This is a genomic window from Neorhizobium sp. P1_A6 (assembly GCF_056406795.1).
Genome location: NZ_JBFTZM010000019.1, coordinates 13,585 through 38,964, shown reverse-complemented (window position 1 = coordinate 38,964; position 25,380 = coordinate 13,585). Strand labels below are relative to the sequence as shown.

Below are 25,380 nucleotides of genomic sequence, written 5' to 3'. Positions count from 1 at the left end.
CGTTTGTCCAATACTCCTGATTCATTCCGGCGGATCGTCCTGCAGCACACGCCAGGAGGCGCCTTCGAGGTCGTCATATTGGCCGCTCTTCAGCGACCAGAGAAAGGCGAAGAGGCCAAGACCGCCGAGGAAAAGCGCAATCGGGATGAGATAGATCAGCATGTTCATGCGACGCGGGCCTTACCGGGAGGAATTTTTGCTTCATTGTTGCTCTCCGCCGCATCGGCCTCGGCGGCGCTTCGCGATCCACTGAGCCGCAGGGCATTGGCGACGACGATGATCGAGGATGTGGACATGGCAACGGCGGCAATCAGAGGCGTCGCATAACCGGCCAGCGCGATCGGCACGGCGATGGCATTGTAGCCGATGGCGAGCGCGAAATTCTCGCGGATCAGCCGACCGGCGCGCCGCGAAATATCGATCGCCAGAGGCACTGCTTCGAGGCTGTCGTGCATGAATACGAAGTCGGCGGCCTGACGGCCGACGTCCGCCGCCGTCGCCGGTGCGATCGAGACGTGGGCTGCGGCAAGCGCCGGCGCGTCGTTGATGCCGTCGCCGACCATCAGCACCTTGCGGCCGCTCGCCGCGAGCGAGGTGCAGAACTCCGCCTTCTGTTTCGGCGAAAGCTCCGCCTGCCAATGTTCGAGGCCGAGGCGGATGGCGAGATCGGCAACCACTCGGCGCCGGTCGCCCGACAGAATGCCCGTTTCGAAACCGCTGGCCGCAAGGGATGCCGTAGCGGCCAGGGCGCCGGGACGGAGCGAATCGTCAAAACGGAAGGTGGCGATCTCCCTGGCGTCGAGCGAGAGAACCGTTTCGGTCACGCTATTGCCTGGGCTTCCGTCATCCGGCACCGACAGGGCGAAGCGGCGGTTGCCGAGGCGGTAGACGCCTGCCGGCGTCGCCGCTTCCAGGCCCCGGCCGGGAATTTCGGTGACCGTTTCGAAAACCTCAACCGGGCCGGATACCGCCATCGCGAGCGTCTGGGAGAGAGGGTGACGCGAATGGGCGGCGAGGCCGGCTGCCAATGCCAGCTGCTTCCTGTCGAACCGCTCGACATCCAGCAACCGCGGCCGGCCGAGGGTCAGCGTGCCGGTCTTGTCGAAGAGCACCGTGTCGATTTCGGCAAGCCGTTCCATGGCCGAACCGTCCTTGACCATGATGCCGTTCCGGAACAGCCGGCCAGCCGCAACCACCTGCACCACCGGCACCGCAAGGCCGAGCGCGCAGGGACAGGTGATGATCAGCACGGCGATGGCGACCAGCATGGCGTGCTTCCAGTCGCCGCCGATGAAGCCCCAGGCGAGAAAGGCGGTGAGCGCCAGAAGATGGACGGCCGGAGAGTAATATTGCGCCGCCCGATCTGCGATCCGACGGTAGCGCGCCCGTCCACCCTCGGCCGCCTCCATCAGCGAAATGACTTCGGACAGGAAGGAATCCTTCGCGGCAGCCGTCGCCTTCAGCACCAGCGAGCCGGTGAGGCTGAGCGTTCCTGCCTGTATCATATCTCCGACACGGACCGGCCTTGGAGCGCTTTCGCCGTTAACGATCGAGACGTCGATGTCGCTTGCGCCACTCTCCACGAACCCATCCACCGGCACCCGCTCACCGGCAGCAATCGCCACCCGGTCGCCCGGCCGGATTTCGTCCACGGGGCGATACTCACGCCAGCCGTCCAGACCGATGATCGTGGCGCCGCGAGGCGACAGGCGCGCAAGACCGCTGATCGCGGCGCGGGCACGGTCGCGCATGACATGGTCGAGCGTGCGGCCGATCAGCAGGAAGAACAAGAGTGAGACGGTGGCATCGAACCAGGCCTGTTCGCCGTGATGCATGGTTTCCCAGAGCGACACCGCATAAGAGAGCGTGATGGCGAGCGCGATCGGCACGTCCATATTGGTGCGGCCGCGCCGCAGCGCATTCCAGGCCGACTGATAGAAGAAACGGCCGCCATAGATCAGCGCCGGCGCGGCAATAAACGCCGATATCCAATGGAACATGTCGCGGGTCGAGGCATCGGCGCCCGACCATACGGAGACCGAGAGCAGCATGATGTTCGCTGCCGCGAAGCCGCAAAGGGCGACGGCGCGAATCAGATCGCGCTGCAGTTTTTCGCCGACCTCCTCGGCATTCGAGAAAAGATGTGCATCATAGCCGGTGGCATCGACGATGGCCCTGACCAGTTCAACCGGATCCGTGGCGTCGTCTCCGGCCTTCTCCCGCCAGACGATCGAAACGCGCTTGGTGGAAAGATTGACCCGTGCCCGCTCCACCGACGGCAAGGCATTGAGCGCCTTTTCGATGGTCGCGATGCAGGTGCCGCAATGGACCTGTGGAACGCTGAGATCGGTCTGGCGCAGGCCGGGGCCGATCATCCGGCTGGACAGCGTCAATTCCTCGGAGGACGGAAGCGAATGACCCGAATATCCTTCGGCTCCGGGCGCGCAGCAGCTCATTCCGCTCTCCTCAAAACCGCGATCCGCTCGGCCTGATGCAGGATGCGCTTGCCGTTCCTGATGGCGCTCGCATCGACGATCCAATGGCCGGGCAGGATTTCGTGTGTGGCCGTGAAAACCCCTTGGGCGACGGGAACGAGGTCGAGTTCAAAATCCTGGTGTTCGCCGACCGGCCGCTTGAACTTGAGCGTCAGCGTATCGGCCGCGACTGGCCCGTTCTTCGGGTGGAAGACCTCGTAACGGACGTCGGAGCCGTCGATGGTGATGCGGCCGGTGACGCCGGTCGCCGTCAGCGTCCGCGCCTCGGCTGCCTTGCCATTGAACTGCTGGCTGGCGACATAGGTATTTTCCGCCACCAGCCCGCTCCAGCTCGTAACCGCGTTGTAGGCCATGTAGAAATTGACCGAGATGATGGTGCCGAAAAAGAGCACCAGCACACCGAGCATATGCCAGCCGGTGAAGACGAAAGGTTTTGCTGGGATCGTATCCATTTTCGTCGTGCTCATTTTCTGGCTCCCGGCGTGTTGAAGACCGCTGAATAGCTGTCCTTTTCGTGGCTCGACCGATCTTCGGCGATGAAGTGGAAATCGGCGGCCTCGGCGGAAACTGCACCCTTGGGCAGGGTCACGAAGACTTTCAGGGCGAGCGTCTTGTCGGGCTCCACCTGCACCGCGAAGAGACGGCCCGGAACATCCGTGATGCCGGAAATTTTCATCGTCGCTTCGGGCAAGCCTTCCATCGAAACCAGGATCGTGCGCGGCTCCGGGATCATGTTGAGCAGCCGGATCGTGTAGCCGTTGCGGATGGAACCGTCCGATTCCAGCACGAATTGCGGGTTGCGATCATGCAGCACGTTGACCTCCAGCCGGTCGCGCGACAGCAGCGCGAAAACGAGGCCGAGACCGACGGCCGACCAGACGCCGAAATAGATCAGCGTGCGGAGCCTGAAGATCACCCTCCAGTCGAAGTGGCGGATCTTGTCGATGAAGGAACCGTCCGGATTGCGCACCCGTACCGGGTCGATCGCCGTCGTGCTGCCGTTTGTCGCAAGCGCCATGTTGGCGTCGTATTCGTCGAGTGTCGCATATGCGATCAGGCCGCGCGGCTTGCCGATCTTGTCCATCACGCCGTCGCAAGCATCGATGCAGAGCGCGCAGGTGATGCAGGCCAGCTGCTGCCCCTCGCGGATGTCGATACCCATGGGACAGACCGCCACGCAGGCATTGCAATCGACGCAATCGCCGACCGGCTGCGCGGCTGCCGCCGCCTTCTTGGTATGCCGGCTGCGCGGCTCGCCGCGCCAGTCGTTATAGGTGACGACCAGCGAGCTCTCGTCCAGCATGGCGGCCTGGATACGCGGCCAGGGGCACATGTAGATGCAGACCTGTTCGCGCAACAGCCCGCCGAGCACGTAGGTCGTGGCCGTGAGGGTGGCCACGGTCGAATAGGCGACCAGCGCCGCCTGACCAGTGACGAAATCGAAGGCGAGCGAGGGCGCATCGGCAAAATAGAAAATCCAGGCGCCGCCGGTCGCCACTGCGATCGCCAGCCATGTGGCGTGTTTGGCGACGCGCTTCCAGAGCTTGTCGAGGCTCCACGGCGCGGCGTCGAGCTTGATGCGGGCATTGCGGTCGCCCTCGAAGAACCGCTCGACGACCAGGAAAAGGTCGACCCAGACCGTCTGCGGACAGGTATAACCGCACCAGGCGCGACCGACAGCCGACGTCACCAGGAAAAGGCCGAAACCGGCCATGACCAGAAGTCCCGCGACGAAGAAGAATTCCTGCGGCCAAATCTCGATGAAGAAGAAATAGAAACGGCGGCTCGCAAGATCGACGAGTACCGCCTGATCGGGTGCGAAGGGACCGCGGTCCCAGCGGATCCAGGGAGTGAGGTAATAAATGCCGAGGGTTATCAGCATCACCAGCCATTTGAAGCGGCGGAAGCGCCCTTCGGCGCGTTTTGGAAATATCTTCTTGCGCTTCTCGTAAAGCGGGTTGTTCGATGCGCCCGGCGAATGCACGGGCTGGACATCGATGCGCTCAACGGAGGCGTCGCTGGGGCCAAGCGCGGGAGACGTATAGAGATTCATGGGACCAGTTCCTTTGGTCCATGTTTTCTCATCTCGGCGACGCCCACTCCTTGACGCAAGTCAACCGCGCCGATGTGACAAAACGGCCGCCCGCTGATGACAGACAGGCGGCCGTTCGTCAGATCGAATGGAGCAACGGTTATTCTTATTCCCCGCCGCCGAGCGAGTGAATGTAGACCGTGAGCTGCTTGACGGCCACGTCGCCGAGGCGGCCTTGCCAGGCTGGCATGACGCCGTGTTTCGGGGCCTGGATCTGTCTGGCAATCTCCGCTTCGCCGCGAACCTTCAGCCAGATGGCGTCGGCAAGGCTTGGCGCGCCGAGGTCCCGTTTGCCCTCGGCCTTTTCGCCGTGGCACGCGACACAATTGTCGGCAAAGAGCTGTTTTCCGGGCTCGACCATCGATGGATCGCGCGGGGTTCCGGTAAGGCTCACCACGTAGGCGGCGACCTGGCGCACCTCGTCCTGCTTCAGCATGTCGGTAAAGGCCGGCATTTCGGAGATGCGGGTCTCCCCGTCGGCAGGATCACGGATGCCATGGGCGATCGTCTGGTAAAGGGCGTTGATATCACCGCCCCAAAGCCAGTCGTCATCGTTGAGGTTGGGATAACCCCGTCCGCCGGTCGCACCCGTGCCGTGACACGGGGTGCAGTTGACGCGGAAAGCCGCGGCGCCGCCGGCCGTTGCGAACTGGTTGAGCTGCGGATCGGCGACGATGTCTTCCAGCGAAGAGGTCGAGATCTTCTCCAGGATGCCGCCCTGGGCGATCTTCGCACCATCGAGATCGGCGGCAAACTCGGCGCGGCTCGAATATCCGAGCAGGCCTTTTGTCGCATTGGTGAGGAGAGGAATGGACGGATAGGCGATCGCATAACCGATCGCCCACAGGATACAGGCGTAGAAGGTCCAGAGCCACCAACGCGGCAGCGGGTTGTTGAGCTCGCGGATGCCGTCCCACTCGTGGCCGGTGGTCTCGATGCCGCTCAATTCGTCGATATGTTTTTCCGCCGTATGTCTTTCTGGCATATTCAATCCTCCTTCAGAGGGATCCGCGCGGCCTCGTCTGCAGAGGCTTTTCCGCCGGGGCGCAAGGTGAAGACGAGAACGCCGAGGAAGAACAGGGTCATGGCGAGCAGGCCCCAGCTATCGGCGAAATGGCGCATGGCCGTGTAGAATTCCATCATCCTGTCCCTTCAGCGGTAGCCGGCGGCATCGTCATAGGTCGAGAAATCGACCAGCGTGCCGAGCATCTGCAGATAGGCGACCAGCGCGTCCATTTCGGTGAGGCTCTGGGCGTTGCCGTCGAAATCGCCGACCTTGGCCTTGGGATAGCGGGCAAGCAGACCGGACGTGTCGGCATTCGGATCCGCCTGGGCGGACAGATCCGCCTTGGCGCTCGCGATCATCTCATCCGAATAGGGGACGCCGACGGCGCGGTTCGCCTTCAGATCCATGGAAACGTCGACGATCTTGAGCGGCGTCGTCTTGAGGAAGGAATAGCTCGGCATCACCGATTCTGGAACGACGTCGCGCGGTTCGGTCAGATGCTGCACGTGCCATTCGTTCGAATAACGGTCGCCGACGCGGGCAAGGTCAGGCCCTGTGCGTTTCGATCCCCACTGGAACGGGTGGTCGTACATGGATTCGGCCGCCAGACTGTAGTGACCGTAACGCTCCACCTCGTCGCGGAAGGGGCGGATCATCTGGCTGTGGCAGACATAACAGCCTTCGCGGATGTAGATGTCGCGCCCGGCCAGCTCGAGCGGCGAATAGGGCCGCATGCCTTCCACCTTCTCGATGGTGTTTTCGAGATAGAAGAGCGGTGCGATTTCCACGATGCCGCCGATCGAAACGACGAGCAGCGAGCCGACCAGGAGCAGGGTCGCATTGCGTTCGATGAAGTGATGTTTGTCGAGAATGGACATGGGTATCCCTCCTTATTCGGCCGGCTGGAGAGCGGCGGGGGAGACGCCGCCCCGAACCCGCTCCTGCCGCTGGTAACCGAGGATGGTCATGGTGACGTTGAAGGCCATGATGAGCCCGCCAGCGAGATACATGGCGCCGCCGACCGCACGCAGCAGGTAGTAGGGGAACATCGCCGCAACGGTTTCCGCGAAGGAATAGACGAGGAAACCCTGGCTGTCGTATTCGCGCCACATCAGGCCCTGCTGCACGCCCGCGACCCACATGACGGCGGCGTAGACGACGATGCCGAGGGTGGCGAGCCAGAAGTGCCAGTTGACGAGGTCGAGGCTATAGAGACGCTCGCGGTTCCAGAGCTTGGGCGTCATATAATAAACGGCGCCGAAGGTGATCATGCCGACCCAGCCGAGTGCGCCGGAATGCACGTGGCCAATCGTCCAGTCCGTATAATGGCTGAGCGAATTGACGGCCTTGATCGACATCATCGGACCCTCGAAGGTCGACATGCCATAGAAGGCGATGGCGATGATCATCATGCGGACGATCGGGTCGGTGCGGATCTTGTCCCAGGCGCCCGAGAGCGTCATCAGGCCGTTGATCATGCCGCCCCAGGAGGGCATCCAGAGCATGATCGAGAAGACCATGCCAAGCGTCTGCGCCCAGTCGGGCAGCGCGGTGTAATGCAGGTGATGCGGGCCGGCCCAGATATAGAGGAAGATCAGCGCCCAGAAGTGGATGATCGACAGCCGGTAGGAATAGACCGGGCGATTGACCTGCTTCGGCACGAAATAATACATCATGCCGAGGAAACCTGCGGTCAGGAAGAACCCGACAGCGTTATGCCCGTACCACCACTGGGTCAGCGCATCCTGCACGCCCGAAAAGGCCGAATAGCTCTTCACGCCGAGGAAGGAGACCGGCACGGCGAGATTATTCACCACATGCAGCATGGCGATCGTCACGATGAAGGCGAGATAGAACCAGTTGGCCACATAGATATGCGGCTCCTTGCGCTTCAGGATCGTGCCGAGGAAAACGACGAGATAAGCGACCCAGACGACGGTCAGGAAGAGGTCCACATACCATTCCGGTTCGGCATACTCTCGACCCTGCGTGATGCCGAGCAGATAACCGGTCGCCGCCATGACGATGAAGAGCTGGTAACCCCAGAATACGTACCAGGCGAGATTGCCGCCGAAAAGGCGGGCCCGACAGGTGCGCTGGACCACGAAGAGGGACGTGGCGATCAGCGCATTGCCGCCGAAGGCGAAGACGACACCGGATGTGTGCAGCGGCCGCAGGCGGCCGAAATTGAACCAGGGTTCGATGTTCAGGTCCGGAAAGGCAAGCTGGAGGGCGATGACGACGCCGACCAGAAAACCAACGACACCCCAGAAAACCGTGGCGATGGTGCCGTATTTCACCACCTCGTCGAAATATTCGGATTTTGACGGCAGGCTTATCGCAGACGCCCGCGGCGCGAAGGAAATCCTGCGCGTCAAAACGACCGTGCTGATCAACAGCACGAAGAACAGGACCCACATATGGGCTGCAAACAGGCTGTCATGGGTATAAGCGGCGGCGAGCAACGCCAGGAAGGTGCCGATTGCCAGCCAGAGTGTTTCTGAGACGTAATTCATGGTCTTTGGCCTCACAGCGCAAATGCGCTGCCGGTTGAAGGATTGTGACCATGATGTGCTGACATACGGACGGCGCCGGAGGTTTGACCTGCGTCAACGCCCCCGCCCAAACGGCTCCATGCTTATGTTATTAACGGCTCAGTCTTCTGGATCGAGAATGCAGCACTGTTCCGGCAGCGGCGCGAGGACCGCCCTTGCGCCGGCATCCAACGGGTCGGAAAGCGGCCCATTGGCGGTGATTTCGCCGGCAGCGGTTTCGCATTTGTATTGATAGGCACGACCGAGATAGGTGCGCGTCCCGAGCACCGCCGGAATGCCTTCGCCCTCGCGGCGGACAGCAAGCCCATCGGCGCGGCAGGCCAGGATGAAATCGTCCTTGATCGGGCCGAACAGGTCCTGGGAAAGATGAAGCCGCGTACCGCCGGCGGCTTCCGCCGTGACAGTCGCCGCTTGGCGATCGACGACCTTCATGCGGATCAGGTTCTCGAAGCCCACGAAGCGGGCGACGAAGGCGCTGGCCGGCTTCTGGTAGAGCACTTCTGGCGTATCGAGCTGCAGGATACGGCCGGCATTCATGATCGCGACGCGGTCGGAGATCGAAAACGCTTCTTCCTGGTCGTGGGTGACGTAGAGCGAGGTGGTGCCGTTGGCGCGCTGGAGCTGGCGGATCTCGACGCGCATGTCGATCCTGAGCTTGGCATCGAGGTTGGAGAGCGGCTCGTCGAACATCAAAAGCGGCGGCTCGATGACGAGAGCCCGGGCGAGCGCGACGCGCTGTTTCTGGCCGCCGGACAGCGCTGCAGGCAGGCGGTCCGCGAGCGGCGCGAGACCGACGCGCTCCAGCATCGCCATCGCCCGCTTGGCCCGGTCCGGTTTGGAAAGGCCACGCTGCTTCAGGCCGAAGGCGACGTTGTCGAGCACGGTCAGGTGCGGGAAAAGCGCATAGTTCTGGAACACGAGGCCAATATCGCGGGCATGGGCCGGCAACGTCGTCAGATCGCGGTCGCCGAGCCTGATCCGGCCGCTGGTCGGCTGCAGGAAACCCGCTACCAGACGCAGCGTCGTCGTCTTGCCGCAGCCGCTGGAGCCGAGCAGCGACACCAGTTCACCGGCGGCAACGGAAATCGACAGGTCTTTCAGAACCTGGGTGGTTCCGTAGTGGGCGGAGAGGTTTTCGATGGTCAGAGATACGGTCACGGGAACCTACTTGGTGAGGAATGTGAGGCCGAGCGTCGCTTCGACGATCGCCATGACGCCGACGGTCACCAGCATCAGAAGCACGGAAACGGAAGCGATCGTCGGGTCGAAGAACTGCTCCATATGCGCGAGAATCTGGATCGGCAGCGTCGAAATGCCGGGTCCGGTCAGGAAGACCGAGACCGAGACGTCGTTGATGGAGGTGATGAAGGCCAGGATGAAGGCGGCGATGACGCCGGCGCGGATGTTCGGCAGCACCACGGTCATGAAGGTTTTGAGCGGCGGGCAGCCGAGGCTTCTCGCGGCCTCCTCGATCGAGAAATCGAAGGAGGCGAGGCTGGCGCCGACGACCCGCACCGAATAGGGCAGGATCAGCAACGCATGGCCGACGACGAGGCTGACGAACACCGGCAGGCCGAGACCTATCGTGATCGACTTCAGGAGCGCGAAGCCGAAGACGATTTCCGGCACCAGGATCGGCAGCACGAACAGCGTCGAAAGCCAGCGCGGCAGCTCGACCCTATAACGGTTCAGCGCATAGGCCGCCGGAATGCCGATCAGCAGCGATAGGCCGGTGCCGAGGATGGCGACTTGCAGGCTGGTAATCGCCGTGCGCCGAAAAGCCTCGATCTGGAAGATGTTGGCGAACCAGCGCAACGTCAGTCCCTGTGGCGGGAAAGTGAGGAATGTCGTGTCGCTGAGGGCCGCGCCGACGATGATCACCAGCGGCGCGAGCAGGAAGAAAAAGACGAGAATGGCGAAAGCGCCGAGCAGGGGATGAATACGCATCGCCATCAGACCGCCATCGGGTTGAGCCGGCGCGCCATGCGGCTCATCATGAGCACGACGCCGATAGTTATGACCACCATGATGGCGGCGATCGTCGAGGCGCCGACCCAGTCGAAGGTCACCATGGCGCGCTGGTAGAGGAATGTGCCCATCATCATCTGCTTTTCGCCGCCGAGAAGCTGCGGTGTCGCATAGGAGGTGAAGCTGCCGGTAAAGACCAGCACCGCGCCGACGATGAGGCCGGGGGCTGCGAGCGGCAGGATGACCTGGAGGAAGGTCGGGATCGGTCGGGCGCCGAGCGAGGTGGCCGCCTCGATGAGGTCGCGCGGAATTCCCTCGAGCACACCGACCAGTGTCAGGATCATCAGCGGCACGAACAGATAGACCATCGCGACGATGACCGAGCCTTGCGTGTAGAGCATCGACAGGGGCTCGCTGATCAGTCCGACCGACATCAGGACATTGTTGATGATGCCGTTCTTGCCGAGGATGATCAGCCAGGCGAAAGAGCGGACGACGACGCCGGTCAGCAGCGGAAAGACTGCGGCGACGATCATGATGCTCTTCAGGCGTCCCGGCATCTGGGCGATGACGTAAGCTGTGATGAAACCGACCACGAGCGCGATCGCCGTGGTGATCAGGGCGATCTGAAGGGTGCGGTAAAGGACCGCCATGCGGAAACCGCTCTTGAAGAAGGCCGCATAGGTGGAGAACGGCCCGCCCGCCTCGCCGAACGTGGTGGCGATCGTCAGCACGACGGGGATGACCAGAAGCAGGACGACGGCGATCGTCGCCGGCAACGTCAAACTCCATCTGGCAAACTTGTTCATCGACAGTCTCTTTCAAAGGCAGGAGCGCCGCGTTGGTAGCGGCGCTCCGTTTGCATTTCAACCATGTGGCCGGTCAGGCGACATCCGGGATTACTTGCCGAAAACCTCGTTCCAGCGGTCGATCCAATCGGTCTTGGCGGCGTTCATCTTGGCGTAGTCGACACGGCTCAGGCTGGAAACCTGATCGGCACCGTAGGTCCAGATCTTCGCCTGGTCCGGGGTGAGCTCGACCTTGGTGGAGATCGGCGCATCGACGCCCTGTTCGGCTTCCTTCTGCTGGACGTCCTTCGAGAGGATGAAGTTGATGAACTGGTGGGCCAGTTCGACATTTGTCGAACCCTTCGGGATGTTGACGGTGTTCAGCGTGGCGATATCGCCCTCCTTGAGCTTCGCCCAGGTCATGGTCTTCACCGCCGCCTGCATGGAGGCGAGCGTGAAGTCCTGGCCGATTGCGACGCGCACTTCGCCGGTCGAGATCAAATTCACCAGTTCGGAACCGGTATTGTAGTTCTTGACGACGTTCGGCTTCAGGGCCTCGACGGCTTCGAACGCCTTGTCGGTGCTGGCATAAGGATCGACACTGGCATGTTTGCCGGCCTGCACTACGACCATCGGGCCGGCCGTGGTGGTGATGCCCGGAAGCGAGACCGAGCTCTTCAGGTCCGGGCGCCACAGATCGTTCCAGGAGGTGACCGGAGGGTTCACCTTGGCCGAGTCGTAGACGAGGCCGATGCGGCCGATCGTATAGGCCGGGCCGTATTTGCCCTGCGGCGCGCGGCCGAGTTCGTAGATTTCGGAGAGGTTCGGGATCTTTGCCGGATCGACCGGCTGGAACAGGCCCTGCTCGATGCCGAGCTGCGAAAAGCTGTCGGTCAGGTAGATGACATCGACGCCCTTGCCGTCACGCAGCTTCAGCTTGTTGAGGCGGTCGGCATTGTTGCCGGTTTCGAAAACGATGTCGCAGCCGCAGATCTTCTTGAACGGGTCGATGATGTTGGCGGTCATCTTCTCGCCGTTGTAGCCCCACCAGGAAATGGTGAGAGTCTTCGACTGGGCGCTTGCCGTTGCTGTGCCGCCGAGCGTCGCCAGGAGAGCAAGGGTTGCCAATTGGGTGAAACGAGTGGCCTTCATGAGGCGGGGTCCTTTTGCGAAAGCGGCGTTGATGCTCCCCTGGGACACCCCCGGGAATTGGGGGGGATACTATTTTTTGAACGGCCCGGCCGCAAGCCCAATTATTAGGCATAGGCCGTCAAGAACCAAATTTCTTTAGGCTTGAACCATCTCATACTGGAGGTTGATTTCGGGCCTCAATTGGTCGCCGATGCACGGTTTGCGATGGTTTACACATCCGGGCATCGTCTTTAGGGTCCGGCGACCAGAACCGACAGGCATTCCTCCGATGACAGTTTCCGCTCCCCTCCCCGACGACCTGCTGATCACCGCGGCCGACGAGGTCCGCATCCGCCAGGACCTGGTGCTGACCGCGCTCGGCAAACGGCCGGCCGACCGGCTGCTGAGGGTTGGCAGATTGCTCGATGTCCACAGCAGGACCTGGCTCGAGGACCAGGAGATCGTCATCAAGGGACGGCGGATCGCCTATGTGGGACCGGCGGGCAGTTTTGCGGGCGAGGTGGTGGAACATAGCCACGAGCCTGATCTCTCTGCTGTTCCCGGTTTCGGCGAGGCGCACAAGCATATCGAGAGCTCGCATCTGACGCCGGAATGGGAAGCGGCGCTCGTCATGCCGCACGGGGTCACCTGGACGTGCGAGGCGAGCCACGAATTCTCGAACGTCAACGGTGCCCGCAACCTGGAATTCTGGCTGGAAGCCCGCCGCCGCGGCTCGCCGATGAAGATCTTTCCGCTGCCGGGCTCGGCCGTGCCGCCGACGGCCTATGAGTGGGGCGGCGGGTATTTCGGCTACGACGAGCAGAAACAGTTCATGAGCGAAAGCCTGATGGTCGCCGGCCTCGACGAGGTCATGGACTGGCCGTCGATCTCCGATCCCTCAAACCCCTCCTACGACCGGCTCTGGGGCATGATCGGCGCTACCTTCGAGCAACGCGGCGTGGTCGAGGGCCATGGCGCGGGTCTGCGCGACCTGGCCTCGATCAACGCGTTTGCCGCCGCGGGCCTTGCCTCCGATCACGAAGGATGGTTCCTGGACGAAATCTGGCAGAAGCTGCAGCATGGGCTGTTCATCGAGCTTCGGCCGCATTCGCTGCCGGAGGTGATCATGGGCCTCATCGAGAAGAACCTCGCCGACTGGTCGCAGGTGGCTTTCGTTACCGACGACCGCAGCGCCTCCGATACGCTGAAGATGGGCGCGACGGACTACAATGTCCGCCTTGCAATCGAGAACGGCCTTTCGCCGGAAATCGCCATCCAGTGCGTGACGCTCAACCCGGCGCGGCATATGCGGCTGACGCCCTGGGTCGGGTCGATCGCGCCCGGCCGTTTCGCGGATATCGTGCTGCTGGACGATGTGCAGAAGCTGTCGATCGCCAAGGTCTGGGCGGATGGCACGCCGGTTTCGGGAGGCATGATATTTACCGGCGCGCGGCCGAAGATCGATTGGCCGGAATGGGCGACCAAGACGGTGAAAATCGACCGACAGGTGGCCGCTGCCGATTTCCGCATCGAGGCGCCGGCCGGTCGCGCCACGGCGAATGCCGCCCTGCTGCGGCCCTTCCACTGGTCGGACGAATTCATCACCATGGAACTGCCGGTCAAGAATGGCGCAGTCCAGCGCGACCACGACCGCAACGTCACGAAATTCTCGATCGTCGACCGGTTCTCCGGCGAGGCGAAAGTGTCAAAAATGTTCTGGCTCGGCACCGGGCCACGCACGCCGGATACGGCGCTCGGTTCGACGCTCGGGCATGACAAGCACAATATCTGGGTGGTCGGCTCCTCCGACGAGGCGATGGCGATGGTCGCCAATGCGCTCGCCGAACAGCAGGGCGGCTGGGTGCTGGTGTCCGGCGGCAAGGTGATCGCCCGTGTGCATTACGAAGTCGGCGGGCTGATGACGGCGCGCTCGGCGGAGGAACTGGATGCGGAAATGCAGGCTCTCTACAAAGCCGGCGAGACGATCGACTGGATGTACGAGCCGACCTTCTCGCCGCGCTGGTGGCCGGGCTTTCCGGAGAGGCTGTCGTTTGCGACGCTGACCTGCTCGCCATGGCGCTGGGTGCTGGTGGCGCCATCGGAACGGGCGCCGGAGGGGTTCGTCAACGTGCTCACCGGCGAAACCCATCCAGTTGTCTGGTAGTAGGCCGCTCTCGTCAGCGTGACTTGATGAGGTTCGGTTGATTTGCCAAAACGCCGGGATTGATTTTTCGGCGCCACCGATCCTCCCGCCCGGCGTCGCTTGCGCAAGGAACCTAATCATGGCCCAGCCTGCTCTCTTCACTCCGATCCGCGTCCGCAATCTCGAACTCTCGAACCGCATCGTCATCGCGCCCATGTGCCAATATTCGGCCGAGGACGGCTGCATGACCGACTGGCACCTTATCCATCTCGGCCAGCTCGCGCTCTCCGGCGCAGCACTTCTGACGATCGAGGCGACCGGGGTCACGCCGGAAGGCCGCATCACCTATGCGGATGTCGGGCTCTATGACGACGCGACCGAGAAGGCGATGGGCCACACGATCGACAGCATCCGCAAATGGTCGGACATGCCGATCTCGGTGCAGCTGGCGCATGCCGGCCGCAAGGCCTCGACCGACAAGCCCTGGTTCGGCGGCAGCCAGATCGCGCCTGACCACCCGAACGGCTGGCAGACCGAGTCGGCCTCGGCGATCCCGTTCAATCCGAAATACGTGCCCCCCGTCGCACTCGACAAGGATGGGCTGAAGCGCGTGCGCGATGCGTTTGCGGCTTCCGCCGTGCGGGCTGCGAGGATCGGGCTCGATGCGATCCAGATCCATGCGGCGCATGGCTATCTGCTGCACCAGTTCCTGTCGCCGCTCTCCAACCAGCGCACCGACGAATACGGCGGCTCGCTGGAGAACCGGGCGCGTTTTCCGCTCGAAGTTTTCGATGCCGTTCGCCAGGCCTTCCCGTCCGACAAGGCGGTGACGGTGCGCGTTTCGGCGACCGACTGGGTCGAGGGCGGCCTCGACGTCGACCAGACCATCGCGTTTGCCCAGATGCTCGACGAGAAGGGCTGCGACGCGATCCACGTGTCGAGCGGCGGGCTGCATATCGAACAGAAAATCCCGCTCGGCCCGAACTATCAGGTGCCCTTGGCGCGCGCCGTCAAGGCTGCCGTGAAGATGCCGGTTGTGGCGGTCGGGCTGATCACCGAACCGACCCAGGCGGAAGCGATCGTTTCGACCGGCGACGCGGATATCGTCGCGATCGCCCGTGCGGTGCTCTACGATCCGCGCTGGCCCTGGCATGCCGCGGCGGAACTCGGCGCCCAGGTGAAGCCCGCACCGCAATATCTCCGCTGCCAACCGTCGCAACTCAGGAACCTGTTTACCTCCTGAAGGGGTTCAGGCCTCTTCGGCGGTTCAAGCCAGTCGATCGGCGCATTCATGCTCGCAATGCGCCGGACAGGACGTTATGGAACATTGGTGCTGACCGATTCATCAAAGGATTTTCATGCCCACCATCTATCTCGCCGGCCCCGAAGTATTTTTGCCCGATGCCCAGACCGTGATGGGCGAAAAACGCCGGCTTGCCCGCAGCTTCGGTTTTGAGCCAACCGGTCCTGGCAGCGATGAGAACCAGGCGCCGGTAGGCCAGCTGACGGCAGCCGCGATCTACCAGCGCAACGACGGCGCGATGCGGCGCGCGGATGTCTGCCTTGCCAATATCACGCCGTTTCGCGGCATCAGTGCCGACCCCGGCACCGTCTATGAAATCGGCTTCATGATCGCGCTCGGCAAACGGGTCTGGGCCTATACCAACCATCCCGACGACTATGGCACGCGGGTGCGGTCGATCTGGTATTCCGGGCTCGATATCGACGAGAGCAGCGGTCGTCCTCGCGGCCCGGACGGGCTGTCGATCGAGAACCATGGCAAGGCTGACAATCTGATGATCGATGTCGGCATCGAGGAAGGTGGCGGCCGGGTCATTCGCGCCGCCGCACTGCCGGCCGACCCGGAACGGGATCTGGCCGCCTATACCGAGGCCTTGCGACACTTGCGCGGTTAGGCGAGCGACAGGGCGTCCTTAAGGCCGAGGCCCTGCTTCAGCTGAAGATCGAGATCGGCTTCGATATGGTCGATGTGGTGGATCATGAGCTTGGCGGCGCGTTCACCGTCGCCCTTTTCCAGGGCGTCGAGAACGGCGCTATGCTCGGCATGTCCACAGCTCGACACGCCGGAACGGCCGTAAAGTGCGATCACCAGCGACGAACGCGCAACCAGCTCATCCATGAAACGCTGCAGGATGACATTGCCGGCAACGGAAGCCAGCATCAGGTGGAAATCGCCGGAGGCCTTGATCTCGGCGCGCCGCGCAGCCGGACCACGTTCGTTCAGATACCGCTCTTCCTCGTCGAGCTGACGGCGGAACTCCGCGATATCCTCGGGCGTGATGCGCTCGACCGCGGCTGCGACGATGCCGGGTTCGATCAACCGGCGGGAGGCAAAAATCTGACGCGCTTCTTCCGGAGACGGATTGGAAACAAAGGCGCCGCGATTACGCTCGGTCTTCACCAGGCCTTCGAACGCAAGCATCTGCAGCGCGGCGCGGGCAACCGTGCGGCTGACGTCGAAAAGAGAGCCGACTTCGCTTTCCGACAGCTTGGTGCCGGGCGCAAGACGCCGATCGATAATAGCGTTGCGTAAAGTCTCCCGGATCGCCATGGAGCGATCTTCCGGGGAGCGATCCTCGGGCGTCGTACCGGTAAGATTGATCTTTTCGCTGATATTCATTGCTGCGGTCCAATGTATGGCCTTTGTAACCCGAGTGTCTACAGGATGCCAAGCGACTTGTTTTTGATCCAATGCCAAGATTGCATACGATTTGCCCAAGGGATCGAAAACGATCGCCTGATTTTTGCGCACCGGCAAAACCCCGCCGCTGACCCTTTCAGGTAAACGCAAGTCTTTCTAGAGGTTTAATCCAGTTGGCATGGCTGATGCATAACAATATCAGACGCAAGGGAGCGCCTGATGAGCAAAGCCGCCGAAATCGACATCGCTTCAGTCTCTAAGATCTACGGAACAACCACTGCCGTTCATGCGATCAGCCTGAAGATTCCCGCCGGAACCTATTGCTGCCTGCTCGGCCCTTCCGGCTGCGGCAAGACCTCGACGCTCCGGATGATCGCCGGGCACGAGAGCATCTCCTCAGGCGACGTCCGCCTCGGCAATACCGTCGTCACCGACCTGCCGCCGGCGAAACGCGGCACGGCGATGATGTTCCAGTCCTACGCCCTCTTTCCGCATCTCGACCTCGTCGACAATGTCGCCTTCAGCCTCAAAATGAAGGGCATCGACAAGGACGAGCGGCGCGCCAAGGCGATGGACATGTTGCGGCTGATGCAGCTCGAAGCCTATGCGACCCGCCGCCCGGCCCAGCTTTCCGGCGGCCAGCAGCAGCGCGTGGCGCTTGCCCGCGCGCTGATCACCGATCCGGAAGCGCTGCTTCTCGACGAGCCGCTTTCGGCGCTCGACCCGTTCCTGAAGATCCGCATGCGCGCGGAACTGAAGAAGCTGCAAACCTCGCTGGGCATCACTTTCGTGCATGTGACTCACAGCCAGGAAGAGGCGATGGCGCTCGCCGACCTGATCGTCGTGATGAACGACGGCCGCATCGAACAGGCCGCCCATCCGCGCGTGGTGTTCGAAAAACCGGCAACCGCATTCGTCGCCAAGTTCATGGGCGACCACAACGTCATCTCGGGCCGGGTGACGCAGAGCTCCGGCGACAAGCTGATGCTGTCGGTGTCTGCAGGCGGCGATTTCCTTGCCACCGACGATGGAGCCGCCGGTCTGACCGACGTGGCCGACATCGCCATCCGCACCGACCATGTCCGCATCGGCCAGCCTTCTGAAAAAGGTCTCGGCTTCATCGGCTCGGTCTCCAACGTCGAATACCGCGGTTCTTCGGTCAAGCTCTCGGTCAACGGCGCAGGGATCGAGGATTTCACCGCGATCCTGACCGACGCCGAATTTTTCGCCAATCCGGTCAAGGTCGGAGAAGCGATCCCGCTTTCCTGGGGCCGCGAGGACGCCATCGTCCTCGGCCGCCTCAAGAACTGATGCCACCAAAAAACTCAACCAGAGGAGAACAAGGCAATGACTGAGACCAAGAAACCAACCAAGGGCATTTCGCGCCGCACGCTTCTGAAGACGGCGTCCGCTGCGGCCGGTCTTGCCGCCGGCTCCGGCGCCATCACCGGCTTCCCGACCATCTGGGCCCAGAACCCGATCACGCTGCGCCAGTTCGGCACCGGCGTTTCGAACCTCAATGCGATCGCCGAGAAGTGCAAGGCCGACCTCGGCATCACGCTCGAAATGACCGCGACGGACTCTGACGCGGCCGCCCAGCGCGCCGTCACCCAGCCGAACTCCTACGACATCGCCGATATCGAGTACTGGATCTTGAAGAAGGTCTATCCGGCCGGCGTCATCCAGCCGATGGATACGACCAAGCTCAAATATTACGACAAGATCGTGCCGCTGTTCAAAAACGGCAAACTGAAGCCGGACAGCGTGATCGCGCAAGGGACCGCGCCGCACACGGTGGGTTACGTCGCAAAGCCCGGCGACAAGACCTTTGCCAAGGAAGAAACCAAGTGGTTCACGATGGTTCCGACCATCTACAACGCCGACACGCTCGGCATCCGCCCGGACCTGGTCGGCCGCGAGATCTCGACCTGGGCCGACATCATGGACCCGAAGTTCAAGGGCAAGGCATCGATCCTCAACATCCCGTCGATCGGCATCATGGATGCCGCGATGATCATGGAAGCCATGGGCAACATCAAGTATGTCGACAAGGGCAACATGACCAAGGCGGAAATCGACAAGACGATCGATTTCCTGATCAAGGCCAAGCAGGCCGGCCAGTTCCGCGCCTTCTGGAAGTCGTTCGACGAGAGCGTCAACCTGATGGCGTCTGGCGAAGTCGTCATCCAGTCCATGTGGTCGCCGGCTGTCGCCGCCGTCCGTTCCAAGGGCATCGCCTGCAAATATCAGCCGCTCAAGGAAGGTTACCGCTCGTGGGGCGGCGGTCTGGGCCTTGCCGCCCATCTCTCGGGCGCCAAGCTCGACGCTGCCTATGAATATATCAACTGGTACACCTCCGGCTGGGTCGGCGCCTATCTCAACCGTCAGGGCTACTACTCGGCCGCGATGGAAACCGCCAAGGCACACATGTCCGCTGACGAATGGGGCTACTGGATCGAAGGCAAGCCGGCCAAGGGCGATATCGTCGCTCCGGACGGCAAGATCATGGAAAAGGCCGGCGCCGTGCGCGATGGCGGCTCCTTCGAAGAACGCATGGGCCACGTGGCCTGCTGGAACTCGGTGATGGACGAGGACCGCTACATGGTCCGCCGCTGGAACGAATTCATCGCGGCGTAAACAAAGTTGCCCCTCACCCTAGCCCTCTCCCCGCTCGCGGGGAGAGGGGACGTGCCCCGAGCAGGCACTAAAGAGGACCGAGCGGCTTACCACTAGTCTCCTTCTCCCCGTCCCGACGGGGAGAAGGTGCCCGGCAGGGCGGATGAGGGGCAAACCCAGGGAGACATCAAGACATGGCGACGATTGCATCATCCGAGCCGGAAACGGCCAAGGCCGAGGACACAAAGCCCCGGAGCTTTCGTCTGTCGCCGGCGCTGATCTCCTATCTCCAGGCGACGCCGTTGGCGCTGATCCTCGGCGCCTTCCTGCTGCTGCCGATCCTGATGATTACAGTCGTCAGCTTCTGGGACTACGATTTCGCCCAGATGTATCCGGATTTCCTGTCGATGAACTATGCCGAGACGCTCGGCTCTTGGGTGACCTGGAAGACCTATCTGAACACGCTGAAATTTGCCTTGCTGGTCTGGGCGATCACGCTGTTCGTCGGTTTCTGGGTCGCCTATTTCCTAGCTTTCCACATCCGCACCACCGCCATGCAGATGGTGCTCTTCCTCGTCTGCACCGTGCCGTTCCTGACGTCGAACATCATCCGCATGATCTCGTGGATCCCGGTGCTCGGGCGCAACGGCCTCGTCAACACGACGCTGATCAATGCGGGCATCGTCCCAGAGCCGGTCGAATGGCTGCTCTATTCGGATTTTGCGGTGGTGCTCGCCATGGTGCATCTCTACACGCTGTTCATGGTGACGCCGATCTTCAACACGCTGATGCGCATTGACAAATCACTGGTCGAAGCCGCACGCGATGCCGGTGCCACGAGCACGCAGATCCTTACCAACGTCATCATTCCGCTTGCCAAGCCCGGCATGGCGATCGGCACCATCTTCGTCGTGACGCTTGTCATGGCTGATTTTTCGACAGTGCAGGTGATGTCCGGCGGCCAGAGCGCTTCGGTGGCGCTGATGATGAAAAACCAGATGTCGCTGCTTCAATACCCGGCAGCAGCCGCCAACGCGGTCGTACTGCTTGTCCTCGTTCTCCTGATGGTCGCGGGCATTCTCCGCATCGTCGACATACGCAAAGAACTTTAGGGAAAAGGGGAGCTCCGAGATGCACAGCGACAAGCGCGGCCGCGAATTCTACATCCTCGCCATCTTCTTCGCCATTTTCGTGCTGTTCCTCTACGGCCCGCTTTCGGCGATCCTGATCCTCTCCTTCCAGGGGCCGAACGGCGGCCTCACCTTCCCGCTGAACGGCGTTTCGCTGCGCTGGTTCGCCAACCTGTTCGAGACGCAGGCGGTCGGCGATTTCGGCGGATCGTTCCGGCGCTCTGCCATGCTCGGCATCATGGTGATGATCGTCACCGTCGTCGTCTCGCTGCTGGCGGGCCTGGCCTTCCGACGCCGCTTCATCGGCTCCACCGCGCTGTTCTATCTCGCGGTCGCCAGCCTCGTCGTGCCGTCGATCATCATCTCGCTCGGCATCGGCGTGGTCTTCCAGCAGCTCGGTTTCCAGCCCTCCTGGTATACCTCGGCTTTCGGCGCCCATCTCACCTGGACGCTGCCCTTCGGCGTCCTGATCATGTTTGCCGTCTTCAACCGCTTTTCGCCGGCCTACGAGGAAGCCGCGCGCGATCTCGGCGCTTCGCCCTGGCAGACCTTCCGCCATGTCGTGCTGCCGATGATCGCGCCGAGCCTCATCGGCGTCGGCCTGTTCGGCTTCACGCTGTCCTACGACGAATTCGCCCGCACGCTGATGACGGCAGGCTCGTTCAACACGCTGCCGCTCGAAATCTACGGCATGACGACCAATGTCACGACGCCGGTGCTCTACGCGCTTGGCACCGTCACGACGGTGTTCTCCTTCCTCGTCATCGCCGGCACGCTCGGCCTGATCATCCACCTCAATCGCCGCCGCCTGCAGTCGTGAACAGAATGCGCATCCTTGTCGTAAACCCGAATACCACCGCCAGCATGACGGCGACGATCGCCGATTCCGCGACCCGCGTCGCCAATGCCGGCACTGAAATCCTTGCCGTCACCTCTTCGATGGGCCCGGTCTCGATCGAGGGCTATTATGACGAGGTCTTCGCGGTGCCCGGCCTGCTGATCGAGATCGCCAAGGCTGAGAAAGCCGGTGCAGATGCGGCGATCATCGCCTGTTTCGACGATACCGGCCTCGACGCCGCGCGGGCACTGGCCAATATTCCTGTTGTCGGCATCTGCGAAGCGGCTCTTGCTACGACCGCCTTCATCGCCCAGCGTTTTACAATCGTCACCACCATGGAACGCTCGCGCCTGCCGCTCGAACATCTTGTTCATCGCTACGGCATGTCCGGCCGATGCAAGGTGAGGGCCGCCGATATTCCCGTCCTCTCGCTGGAGGACCCGAATTCCAACGCCCGCGACCGGCTGCGCAGCGAGATCGCGACGGCGCTGCGCGACGACAAGGCGGAGGCGATCGTGCTCGGCTGTGCCGGCATGGCCGATCTCACGGCCGAACTGCGCCGCGAATTCGGCGTGCCTGTGGTCGACGGCGTCGCGGCAGCGGTGAAACAGGCCGAGGCGCTGGTGACATTGGGCTTGTCGACGGCCAAGCGAGGCGCTTATGCTTCGCCGGTCCGCAAACCCTATAAAGGCCTGCTCGAAGATTTCGAGCCCGGGAAACTCGCCGCCAAATGAAAACGCACTCGACCATTCGCGTACTCACCTTCTCCGAGGCCGAACAGCTCGTCGACTGGGCGCGGATCGAAGGCTGGAATCCTGGCCTCCGCGATGCGCCGGCTCTTCATGCCGCCGATCCTCAAGGTTTCATCGGTTGCTTTGTGAATGGGGAAATGGTGGCCGGCATATCCGCGGTCCGCTACGGTTCCGATTTCGGCTTCATCGGCCTCTATATCGCCCACCCGAATTTTCGCGGCAGGGGTCTGGGCAGAAAGGTCTGGGATGCCGGCATGGCGCATCTCGACGGTCGGACGATCGGCCTCGACGGCGTGCCGGAACAGCAGGCAAACTATCGCAGCATGGGCTTCGAGCCGGCCTACGAGACGTTTCGCTGGAGCGGCAGCCTCGCCGGGAGCCGCAATGCCGATGTGGCCGCGATCACCGATGATCTTGTGCCTGCCATTCTTGGCTATGACCAAGCTTTCTTCCCTGCACAGCGCGATGCTTTCCTGACCGCCTGGCTGAAGCCGCCGCGGGCTGCCAAGGTCATCATCCGTGACGGCAATATCTCCGGCTATGCAGTCTGCCGCAAATGCCATGACGGTTATAAGATCGGCCCATTGTTTGCGCAGACCGCTGACGACGCGCAAACGCTGCTGAACGCCTGCGCCGCGGAGATCGGCGACGAAATGCTGCACGTCGACGTACCCGCCTCGCAGACGGAATTTTCCACCTATCTGGAGGCGCATCGTTTCGTGAAAGGCTTCACGACCGCGCGGATGTATCGCGGTACGGCGCCGGCGGTGCGTATGCCGGGCGTGTTCGGAATTACCACTCTCGAACTCGGCTGAGGCGGCGTCCCAACGCCCGGACGCCGCTCGCGTTCACGAAAACCAGCGACTACCAGAGCTGGGTGTGCCGGTTGACATCCTTGTAGAGCAGATAACGGAAACGTCCCGGACCACCCGCATAACAGGCCTGCGGGCAGAAGGCGCGCAGCCACATGTAGTCGCCGGCCTCCACTTCGACCCAATCCTGATTGAGCCGATAGACCGCCTTGCCTTCGAGCACGTAGAGGCCGTGCTCCATGACATGGGTCTCCATGAAGGGGATGGTCGCGCCCGGCTCCAACGTGACGATGTTGAGATRCATGTCGTAACGGACGTCGGACGTATCGAGGAAACGGGTGGTTCCCCAGCGGTCGCCCGTGTCCGGCATCCAGGAAATCGGATGCTCGTCTTCATGGGTGAAGACCGCCGGCGGAGCATCCAGCCCCTCGACCGCCTGGAAGGCCTTGCGGACCCAATGGAACTTGACGGGCGCCGTGGCCCGATTGCGCAGCTTCCATGGCGATCCGGCCGGGATATATGCAAAGGAACCGGCCCTCAGCGCATGATCGCTTCCGGCGAACTCGATCGACATCTCGCCCTCGACGACGAAGATCGCCGCCTCGGCGCGGGTATCGGGTTCCGGCCGGTCGCTTCCGCCTCCGGGCTGAACCTCCACGATGTATTGCGAGAACGTCTCCGAAAACCCCGTCATCGGGCGGGAGATGATCCATGCCCGGGTTCCCTGCCAATGGGGAAGCAGGCTGGCCACGATATCGGACATGACGCTTCGGGGGATAACGGCGTAGGATGTCGTGAAAACAGCCTTGCTGGAAAGCAGTTCGGTCTGCGGCGGCAGGCCACCGAGTTTCGAATAATAATCTCTGTTGGTCATGGGTCTGTTTTGCGGTCCAATTTCGCGGCGTCTGATACGCATATGCTTTAAGCGCCGCGCATCTCTAAGCAACTAAAAACTCGACCTCGGATGCCACGGCTCCGATATTTCCGCTCATGTCGCGAGCGTCCACGCCATGCCAGCGAGTGCGCAGGCGAGCAGCGTGGTAATCACCGAGACTCTGAACCGAAAGATCGCAACTGCGGCCGCGGTCGAAAGGACAGCGGCCGGAAGGACGATCGAACCGAGGACCGGTATGTCGAGCCAAAACGCTCCCAGACGGACCACGTGGACTTCTTCGAACAGCGTATGCAACGAAAACCAGATGGCGAGGTTGAGGATCACCCCGACCACCGCCGCGGTGATCGCCGACATCGCTCCGGCAAGCGCGATGTTGCCACGCAGCTTTTCGATGAACGGCGCGCCGAGGAATATCCAGAGGAAGCATGGAACGAAGGTGACCCATGTGGTCAGGATGGCGCCGAGGGTCGCCGCGATCATCGGGTTGAGCGCTCCGGGATCGCGAAAGGCGCCCATGAAGCCGACAAACTGCACCACCATGATCAGCGGTCCGGGTGTCGTCTCTGCCATGCCAAGGCCATCGAGCATCTCCCCAGGCTTCAGCCAGCCATAGTGCTGGACGGCCTCTTGCGCCACATAAGCGAGAACCGCATAGGCCCCGCCAAAGGTGACGACTGCCATCTGGCTGAAGAAAAACCCGATTTGGGTGAAGACGTCATTCGAACCCAGGGCCCACCACAATAAGCCGATGGGTATGATCCAGAGTGCGAGAAGGATCGCCGAGATGCGAAGCGACCATGAGAGGTTGGAGCGCGCGTGAGCCGGCGTCCCCTCTCCGAGGAGTGAGTCGGCGTCTGAAAGTGTGGGGCCACCGGCCGTCTTGTGGCCGCCCCCGACCTTGAAGGACGCAAGACCGAACCTGCTGCCGCAATAACCGACGATGCCCGCAGTCAGAACGATCAACGGAAACGGGACATGCAGGAAGAAGATCGAGACGAAGGCGGCAGCAGCGATCGCCACCATGGCATTGTTCTTGAGGGCCCGGCTGCCGATCCGGAAGACGGCTTGGACAACGACCGCGAGAACGGCCGCCTTCAGACCAAAGAACAGTCCGGCGACAACGCCTACGCTTCCGAAGGCCGCGTAGATGTAGCTCAGGCCAAGGATGGCCAGAAATCCGGGGAGCACAAACAGGATGCCTGCAACCAGTCCGCCCGCGGTCCGATGCATCAGCCAGCCGATATAGATCGCGAGCTGCTGGGCTTCCGGTCCGGGCAGAAGCATGCAGTAGTTGAGGGCATGAAGGAAGCGGCTTTCGCCGATCCACCGCTTCTCGTCGACAATGATCCGATGCATGACGGCGATTTGTCCAGCCGGTCCACCGAAACTGAGAGCGGCGATACGGACCCAAACCTTGAAGGCCTCGCCGAAGGAGACTCCATGGATATATTCGCTTTTCTCGCGATCCGCGGACGCATCTCTGATGACCTCGGTCAT

24 protein-coding genes are annotated in these 25,380 nt (G+C 62.2%); 9 read left to right on the top strand and 15 right to left on the bottom strand.

Annotated elements, in window-relative coordinates:
• Nucleotides 1–21: 21 nt before the first annotated feature.
• The 12 genes from ccoS to AC1D3C_RS26270 all read right to left on the bottom strand — a co-directional run bounded on the left by ccoS (nucleotide 22) and on the right by AC1D3C_RS26270 (nucleotide 12,056).
• The gene (gene ccoS, locus AC1D3C_RS26325; protein ID WP_007757373.1) at nucleotides 22–168 is read right to left on the bottom strand and encodes a cbb3-type cytochrome oxidase assembly protein CcoS; all 147 of its coding nucleotides are present in this window, start codon (nucleotides 166–168) and stop codon (nucleotides 22–24) included.
• The gene (locus AC1D3C_RS26320) at nucleotides 165–2,456 is read right to left on the bottom strand and encodes a cation-translocating P-type ATPase (RefSeq protein ID WP_477484946.1); all 2,292 of its coding nucleotides are present in this window, start codon (nucleotides 2,454–2,456) and stop codon (nucleotides 165–167) included. Before AC1D3C_RS26320 ends, ccoS begins: the two co-directional genes overlap by 4 nt.
• Nucleotides 2,453–2,962, bottom strand: a complete 510-nt coding sequence (locus AC1D3C_RS26315) for a FixH family protein (RefSeq protein WP_477484945.1) — start codon at nucleotides 2,960–2,962, stop codon at nucleotides 2,453–2,455. Before AC1D3C_RS26315 ends, AC1D3C_RS26320 begins: the two co-directional genes overlap by 4 nt.
• Complete coding sequence (gene ccoG / locus AC1D3C_RS26310; protein ID WP_477484944.1) at nucleotides 2,959–4,548, bottom strand: cytochrome c oxidase accessory protein CcoG; 1,590 nt, start codon at nucleotides 4,546–4,548, stop codon at nucleotides 2,959–2,961. The genes AC1D3C_RS26315 and ccoG overlap by 4 nt, the downstream gene beginning before the upstream one ends.
• Nucleotides 4,549–4,693: 145 nt before the next feature.
• The gene (gene ccoP, locus AC1D3C_RS26305) at nucleotides 4,694–5,572 is read right to left on the bottom strand and encodes a cytochrome-c oxidase, cbb3-type subunit III (protein ID WP_477484943.1); all 879 of its coding nucleotides are present in this window, start codon (nucleotides 5,570–5,572) and stop codon (nucleotides 4,694–4,696) included.
• A gap of 2 nt (nucleotides 5,573–5,574) precedes the next feature.
• Entirely contained in the window at nucleotides 5,575–5,727 is a 153-nt protein-coding gene (locus AC1D3C_RS26300; protein ID WP_038549889.1) for a CcoQ/FixQ family Cbb3-type cytochrome c oxidase assembly chaperone, read from the bottom strand.
• A gap of 12 nt (nucleotides 5,728–5,739) precedes the next feature.
• Nucleotides 5,740–6,471 carry a cytochrome-c oxidase, cbb3-type subunit II gene (gene ccoO / locus AC1D3C_RS26295; RefSeq protein ID WP_477484942.1) on the bottom strand — a complete coding sequence of 244 codons (732 nt, stop codon included), beginning with the start codon at nucleotides 6,469–6,471 and terminating at the stop codon, nucleotides 5,740–5,742.
• Nucleotides 6,472–6,483: 12 nt separating this feature from the next.
• Nucleotides 6,484–8,109, bottom strand: a complete 1,626-nt coding sequence (gene ccoN, locus AC1D3C_RS26290; RefSeq protein WP_247137839.1) for a cytochrome-c oxidase, cbb3-type subunit I — start codon at nucleotides 8,107–8,109, stop codon at nucleotides 6,484–6,486.
• A 138-nt stretch (nucleotides 8,110–8,247) separates the two neighbouring features.
• On the bottom strand, nucleotides 8,248–9,306 hold the full coding sequence (locus AC1D3C_RS26285) for an ABC transporter ATP-binding protein (protein WP_477484941.1): 1,059 nt from the start codon (nucleotides 9,304–9,306) through the stop codon (nucleotides 8,248–8,250).
• A gap of 6 nt (nucleotides 9,307–9,312) precedes the next feature.
• On the bottom strand, nucleotides 9,313–10,104 hold the full coding sequence (locus AC1D3C_RS26280) for an ABC transporter permease (RefSeq protein WP_477484979.1): 792 nt from the start codon (nucleotides 10,102–10,104) through the stop codon (nucleotides 9,313–9,315).
• On the bottom strand, nucleotides 10,101–10,925 hold the full coding sequence (locus AC1D3C_RS26275; protein ID WP_477484940.1) for an ABC transporter permease: 825 nt from the start codon (nucleotides 10,923–10,925) through the stop codon (nucleotides 10,101–10,103). Before AC1D3C_RS26275 ends, AC1D3C_RS26280 begins: the two co-directional genes overlap by 4 nt.
• Nucleotides 10,926–11,015: 90 nt before the next feature.
• Nucleotides 11,016–12,056: an ABC transporter substrate-binding protein gene (locus AC1D3C_RS26270; protein WP_477484939.1), complete on the bottom strand. Its 1,041-nt coding sequence runs from the start codon at nucleotides 12,054–12,056 to the stop codon at nucleotides 11,016–11,018.
• Nucleotides 12,057–12,324: 268 nt separating this feature from the next.
• Here AC1D3C_RS26270 and AC1D3C_RS26265 point away from each other — a divergent pair, with 268 nt between their 5' ends.
• The 3 genes from AC1D3C_RS26265 (at nucleotide 12,325) to AC1D3C_RS26255 (ending at nucleotide 16,094) form a co-directional block, all read left to right on the top strand.
• Nucleotides 12,325–14,199 (top strand): adenine deaminase, encoded by a 1,875-nt coding sequence (locus AC1D3C_RS26265; protein ID WP_477484938.1) that lies wholly within the window; start codon nucleotides 12,325–12,327, stop codon nucleotides 14,197–14,199.
• A gap of 118 nt (nucleotides 14,200–14,317) precedes the next feature.
• The gene (locus AC1D3C_RS26260; RefSeq protein ID WP_477484937.1) at nucleotides 14,318–15,421 is read left to right on the top strand and encodes an NADH:flavin oxidoreductase/NADH oxidase; all 1,104 of its coding nucleotides are present in this window, start codon (nucleotides 14,318–14,320) and stop codon (nucleotides 15,419–15,421) included.
• Nucleotides 15,422–15,536: 115 nt separating this feature from the next.
• Nucleotides 15,537–16,094: a nucleoside 2-deoxyribosyltransferase gene (locus AC1D3C_RS26255; RefSeq protein WP_038547550.1), complete on the top strand. Its 558-nt coding sequence runs from the start codon at nucleotides 15,537–15,539 to the stop codon at nucleotides 16,092–16,094.
• Here the strand turns inward: AC1D3C_RS26255 and AC1D3C_RS26250 are convergent.
• Complete coding sequence (locus AC1D3C_RS26250; RefSeq protein WP_477484936.1) at nucleotides 16,091–16,819, bottom strand: GntR family transcriptional regulator; 729 nt, start codon at nucleotides 16,817–16,819, stop codon at nucleotides 16,091–16,093. The genes AC1D3C_RS26255 and AC1D3C_RS26250 overlap by 4 nt on opposite strands.
• Before the next feature lie 240 nt (nucleotides 16,820–17,059).
• Here AC1D3C_RS26250 and AC1D3C_RS26245 point away from each other — a divergent pair, with 240 nt between their 5' ends.
• The 6 genes from AC1D3C_RS26245 to AC1D3C_RS26220 all read left to right on the top strand — a co-directional run bounded on the left by AC1D3C_RS26245 (nucleotide 17,060) and on the right by AC1D3C_RS26220 (nucleotide 22,991).
• The gene (locus tag AC1D3C_RS26245) at nucleotides 17,060–18,151 is read left to right on the top strand and encodes an ABC transporter ATP-binding protein (protein ID WP_477484935.1); all 1,092 of its coding nucleotides are present in this window, start codon (nucleotides 17,060–17,062) and stop codon (nucleotides 18,149–18,151) included.
• 36 nt (nucleotides 18,152–18,187) lie between these two features.
• A complete protein-coding gene (locus AC1D3C_RS26240) occupies nucleotides 18,188–19,477 on the top strand; it encodes an ABC transporter substrate-binding protein (RefSeq protein ID WP_038547544.1) in 1,290 nt (429 codons plus the stop codon).
• Between the two features lie 173 nt (nucleotides 19,478–19,650).
• The gene (locus AC1D3C_RS26235; RefSeq protein WP_477484934.1) at nucleotides 19,651–20,568 is read left to right on the top strand and encodes an ABC transporter permease; all 918 of its coding nucleotides are present in this window, start codon (nucleotides 19,651–19,653) and stop codon (nucleotides 20,566–20,568) included.
• A 19-nt stretch (nucleotides 20,569–20,587) separates the two neighbouring features.
• Nucleotides 20,588–21,406, top strand: a complete 819-nt coding sequence (locus AC1D3C_RS26230) for an ABC transporter permease (RefSeq protein WP_247136964.1) — start codon at nucleotides 20,588–20,590, stop codon at nucleotides 21,404–21,406.
• A 5-nt stretch (nucleotides 21,407–21,411) separates the two neighbouring features.
• Nucleotides 21,412–22,158: an aspartate/glutamate racemase family protein gene (locus tag AC1D3C_RS26225; RefSeq protein ID WP_477484933.1), complete on the top strand. Its 747-nt coding sequence runs from the start codon at nucleotides 21,412–21,414 to the stop codon at nucleotides 22,156–22,158.
• Nucleotides 22,155–22,991 (top strand): GNAT family N-acetyltransferase, encoded by an 837-nt coding sequence (locus AC1D3C_RS26220; RefSeq protein ID WP_477484932.1) that lies wholly within the window; start codon nucleotides 22,155–22,157, stop codon nucleotides 22,989–22,991. Before AC1D3C_RS26225 ends, AC1D3C_RS26220 begins: the two co-directional genes overlap by 4 nt.
• 49 nt (nucleotides 22,992–23,040) lie before the next feature.
• Here AC1D3C_RS26220 and AC1D3C_RS26215 read toward each other — a convergent pair whose 3' ends face one another.
• Nucleotides 23,041–23,862, bottom strand: a complete 822-nt coding sequence (locus AC1D3C_RS26215) for a bifunctional allantoicase/(S)-ureidoglycine aminohydrolase (RefSeq protein ID WP_477484931.1) — start codon at nucleotides 23,860–23,862, stop codon at nucleotides 23,041–23,043.
• A gap of 114 nt (nucleotides 23,863–23,976) precedes the next feature.
• Nucleotides 23,977–25,380, bottom strand: a complete 1,404-nt coding sequence (gene chrA / locus AC1D3C_RS26210; protein ID WP_477484930.1) for a chromate efflux transporter — start codon at nucleotides 25,378–25,380, stop codon at nucleotides 23,977–23,979.

Coding starts and splice junctions, on each gene's coding strand:
- AC1D3C_RS26260 (WP_477484937.1), top strand. CDS start 14,318: ATGGCCCAGCCTGCTCTCTTCACTCCGATCCGCGTCCGCAATCTCGAA.
- ccoS (WP_007757373.1), bottom strand. CDS start 168: ATGAACATGCTGATCTATCTCATCCCGATTGCGCTTTTCCTCGGCGGT.
- AC1D3C_RS26220 (WP_477484932.1), top strand. CDS start 22,155: ATGAAAACGCACTCGACCATTCGCGTACTCACCTTCTCCGAGGCCGAA.
- chrA (WP_477484930.1), bottom strand. CDS start 25,380: ATGACCGAGGTCATCAGAGATGCGTCCGCGGATCGCGAGAAAAGCGAA.
- ccoG (WP_477484944.1), bottom strand. CDS start 4,548: ATGAATCTCTATACGTCTCCCGCGCTTGGCCCCAGCGACGCCTCCGTT.
- AC1D3C_RS26315 (WP_477484945.1), bottom strand. CDS start 2,962: ATGAGCACGACGAAAATGGATACGATCCCAGCAAAACCTTTCGTCTTC.
- AC1D3C_RS26230 (WP_247136964.1), top strand. CDS start 20,588: ATGCACAGCGACAAGCGCGGCCGCGAATTCTACATCCTCGCCATCTTC.
- AC1D3C_RS26265 (WP_477484938.1), top strand. CDS start 12,325: ATGACAGTTTCCGCTCCCCTCCCCGACGACCTGCTGATCACCGCGGCC.
- AC1D3C_RS26320 (WP_477484946.1), bottom strand. CDS start 2,456: ATGAGCTGCTGCGCGCCCGGAGCCGAAGGATATTCGGGTCATTCGCTT.
- AC1D3C_RS26225 (WP_477484933.1), top strand. CDS start 21,412: ATGCGCATCCTTGTCGTAAACCCGAATACCACCGCCAGCATGACGGCG.
- AC1D3C_RS26235 (WP_477484934.1), top strand. CDS start 19,651: ATGGCGACGATTGCATCATCCGAGCCGGAAACGGCCAAGGCCGAGGAC.
- AC1D3C_RS26255 (WP_038547550.1), top strand. CDS start 15,537: ATGCCCACCATCTATCTCGCCGGCCCCGAAGTATTTTTGCCCGATGCC.
- AC1D3C_RS26300 (WP_038549889.1), bottom strand. CDS start 5,727: ATGGAATTCTACACGGCCATGCGCCATTTCGCCGATAGCTGGGGCCTG.
- AC1D3C_RS26275 (WP_477484940.1), bottom strand. CDS start 10,925: ATGAACAAGTTTGCCAGATGGAGTTTGACGTTGCCGGCGACGATCGCC.
- ccoO (WP_477484942.1), bottom strand. CDS start 6,471: ATGTCCATTCTCGACAAACATCACTTCATCGAACGCAATGCGACCCTG.
- ccoP (WP_477484943.1), bottom strand. CDS start 5,572: ATGCCAGAAAGACATACGGCGGAAAAACATATCGACGAATTGAGCGGC.
- AC1D3C_RS26250 (WP_477484936.1), bottom strand. CDS start 16,819: ATGAATATCAGCGAAAAGATCAATCTTACCGGTACGACGCCCGAGGAT.
- AC1D3C_RS26245 (WP_477484935.1), top strand. CDS start 17,060: ATGAGCAAAGCCGCCGAAATCGACATCGCTTCAGTCTCTAAGATCTAC.
- ccoN (WP_247137839.1), bottom strand. CDS start 8,109: ATGAATTACGTCTCAGAAACACTCTGGCTGGCAATCGGCACCTTCCTG.
- AC1D3C_RS26270 (WP_477484939.1), bottom strand. CDS start 12,056: ATGAAGGCCACTCGTTTCACCCAATTGGCAACCCTTGCTCTCCTGGCG.
- AC1D3C_RS26240 (WP_038547544.1), top strand. CDS start 18,188: ATGACTGAGACCAAGAAACCAACCAAGGGCATTTCGCGCCGCACGCTT.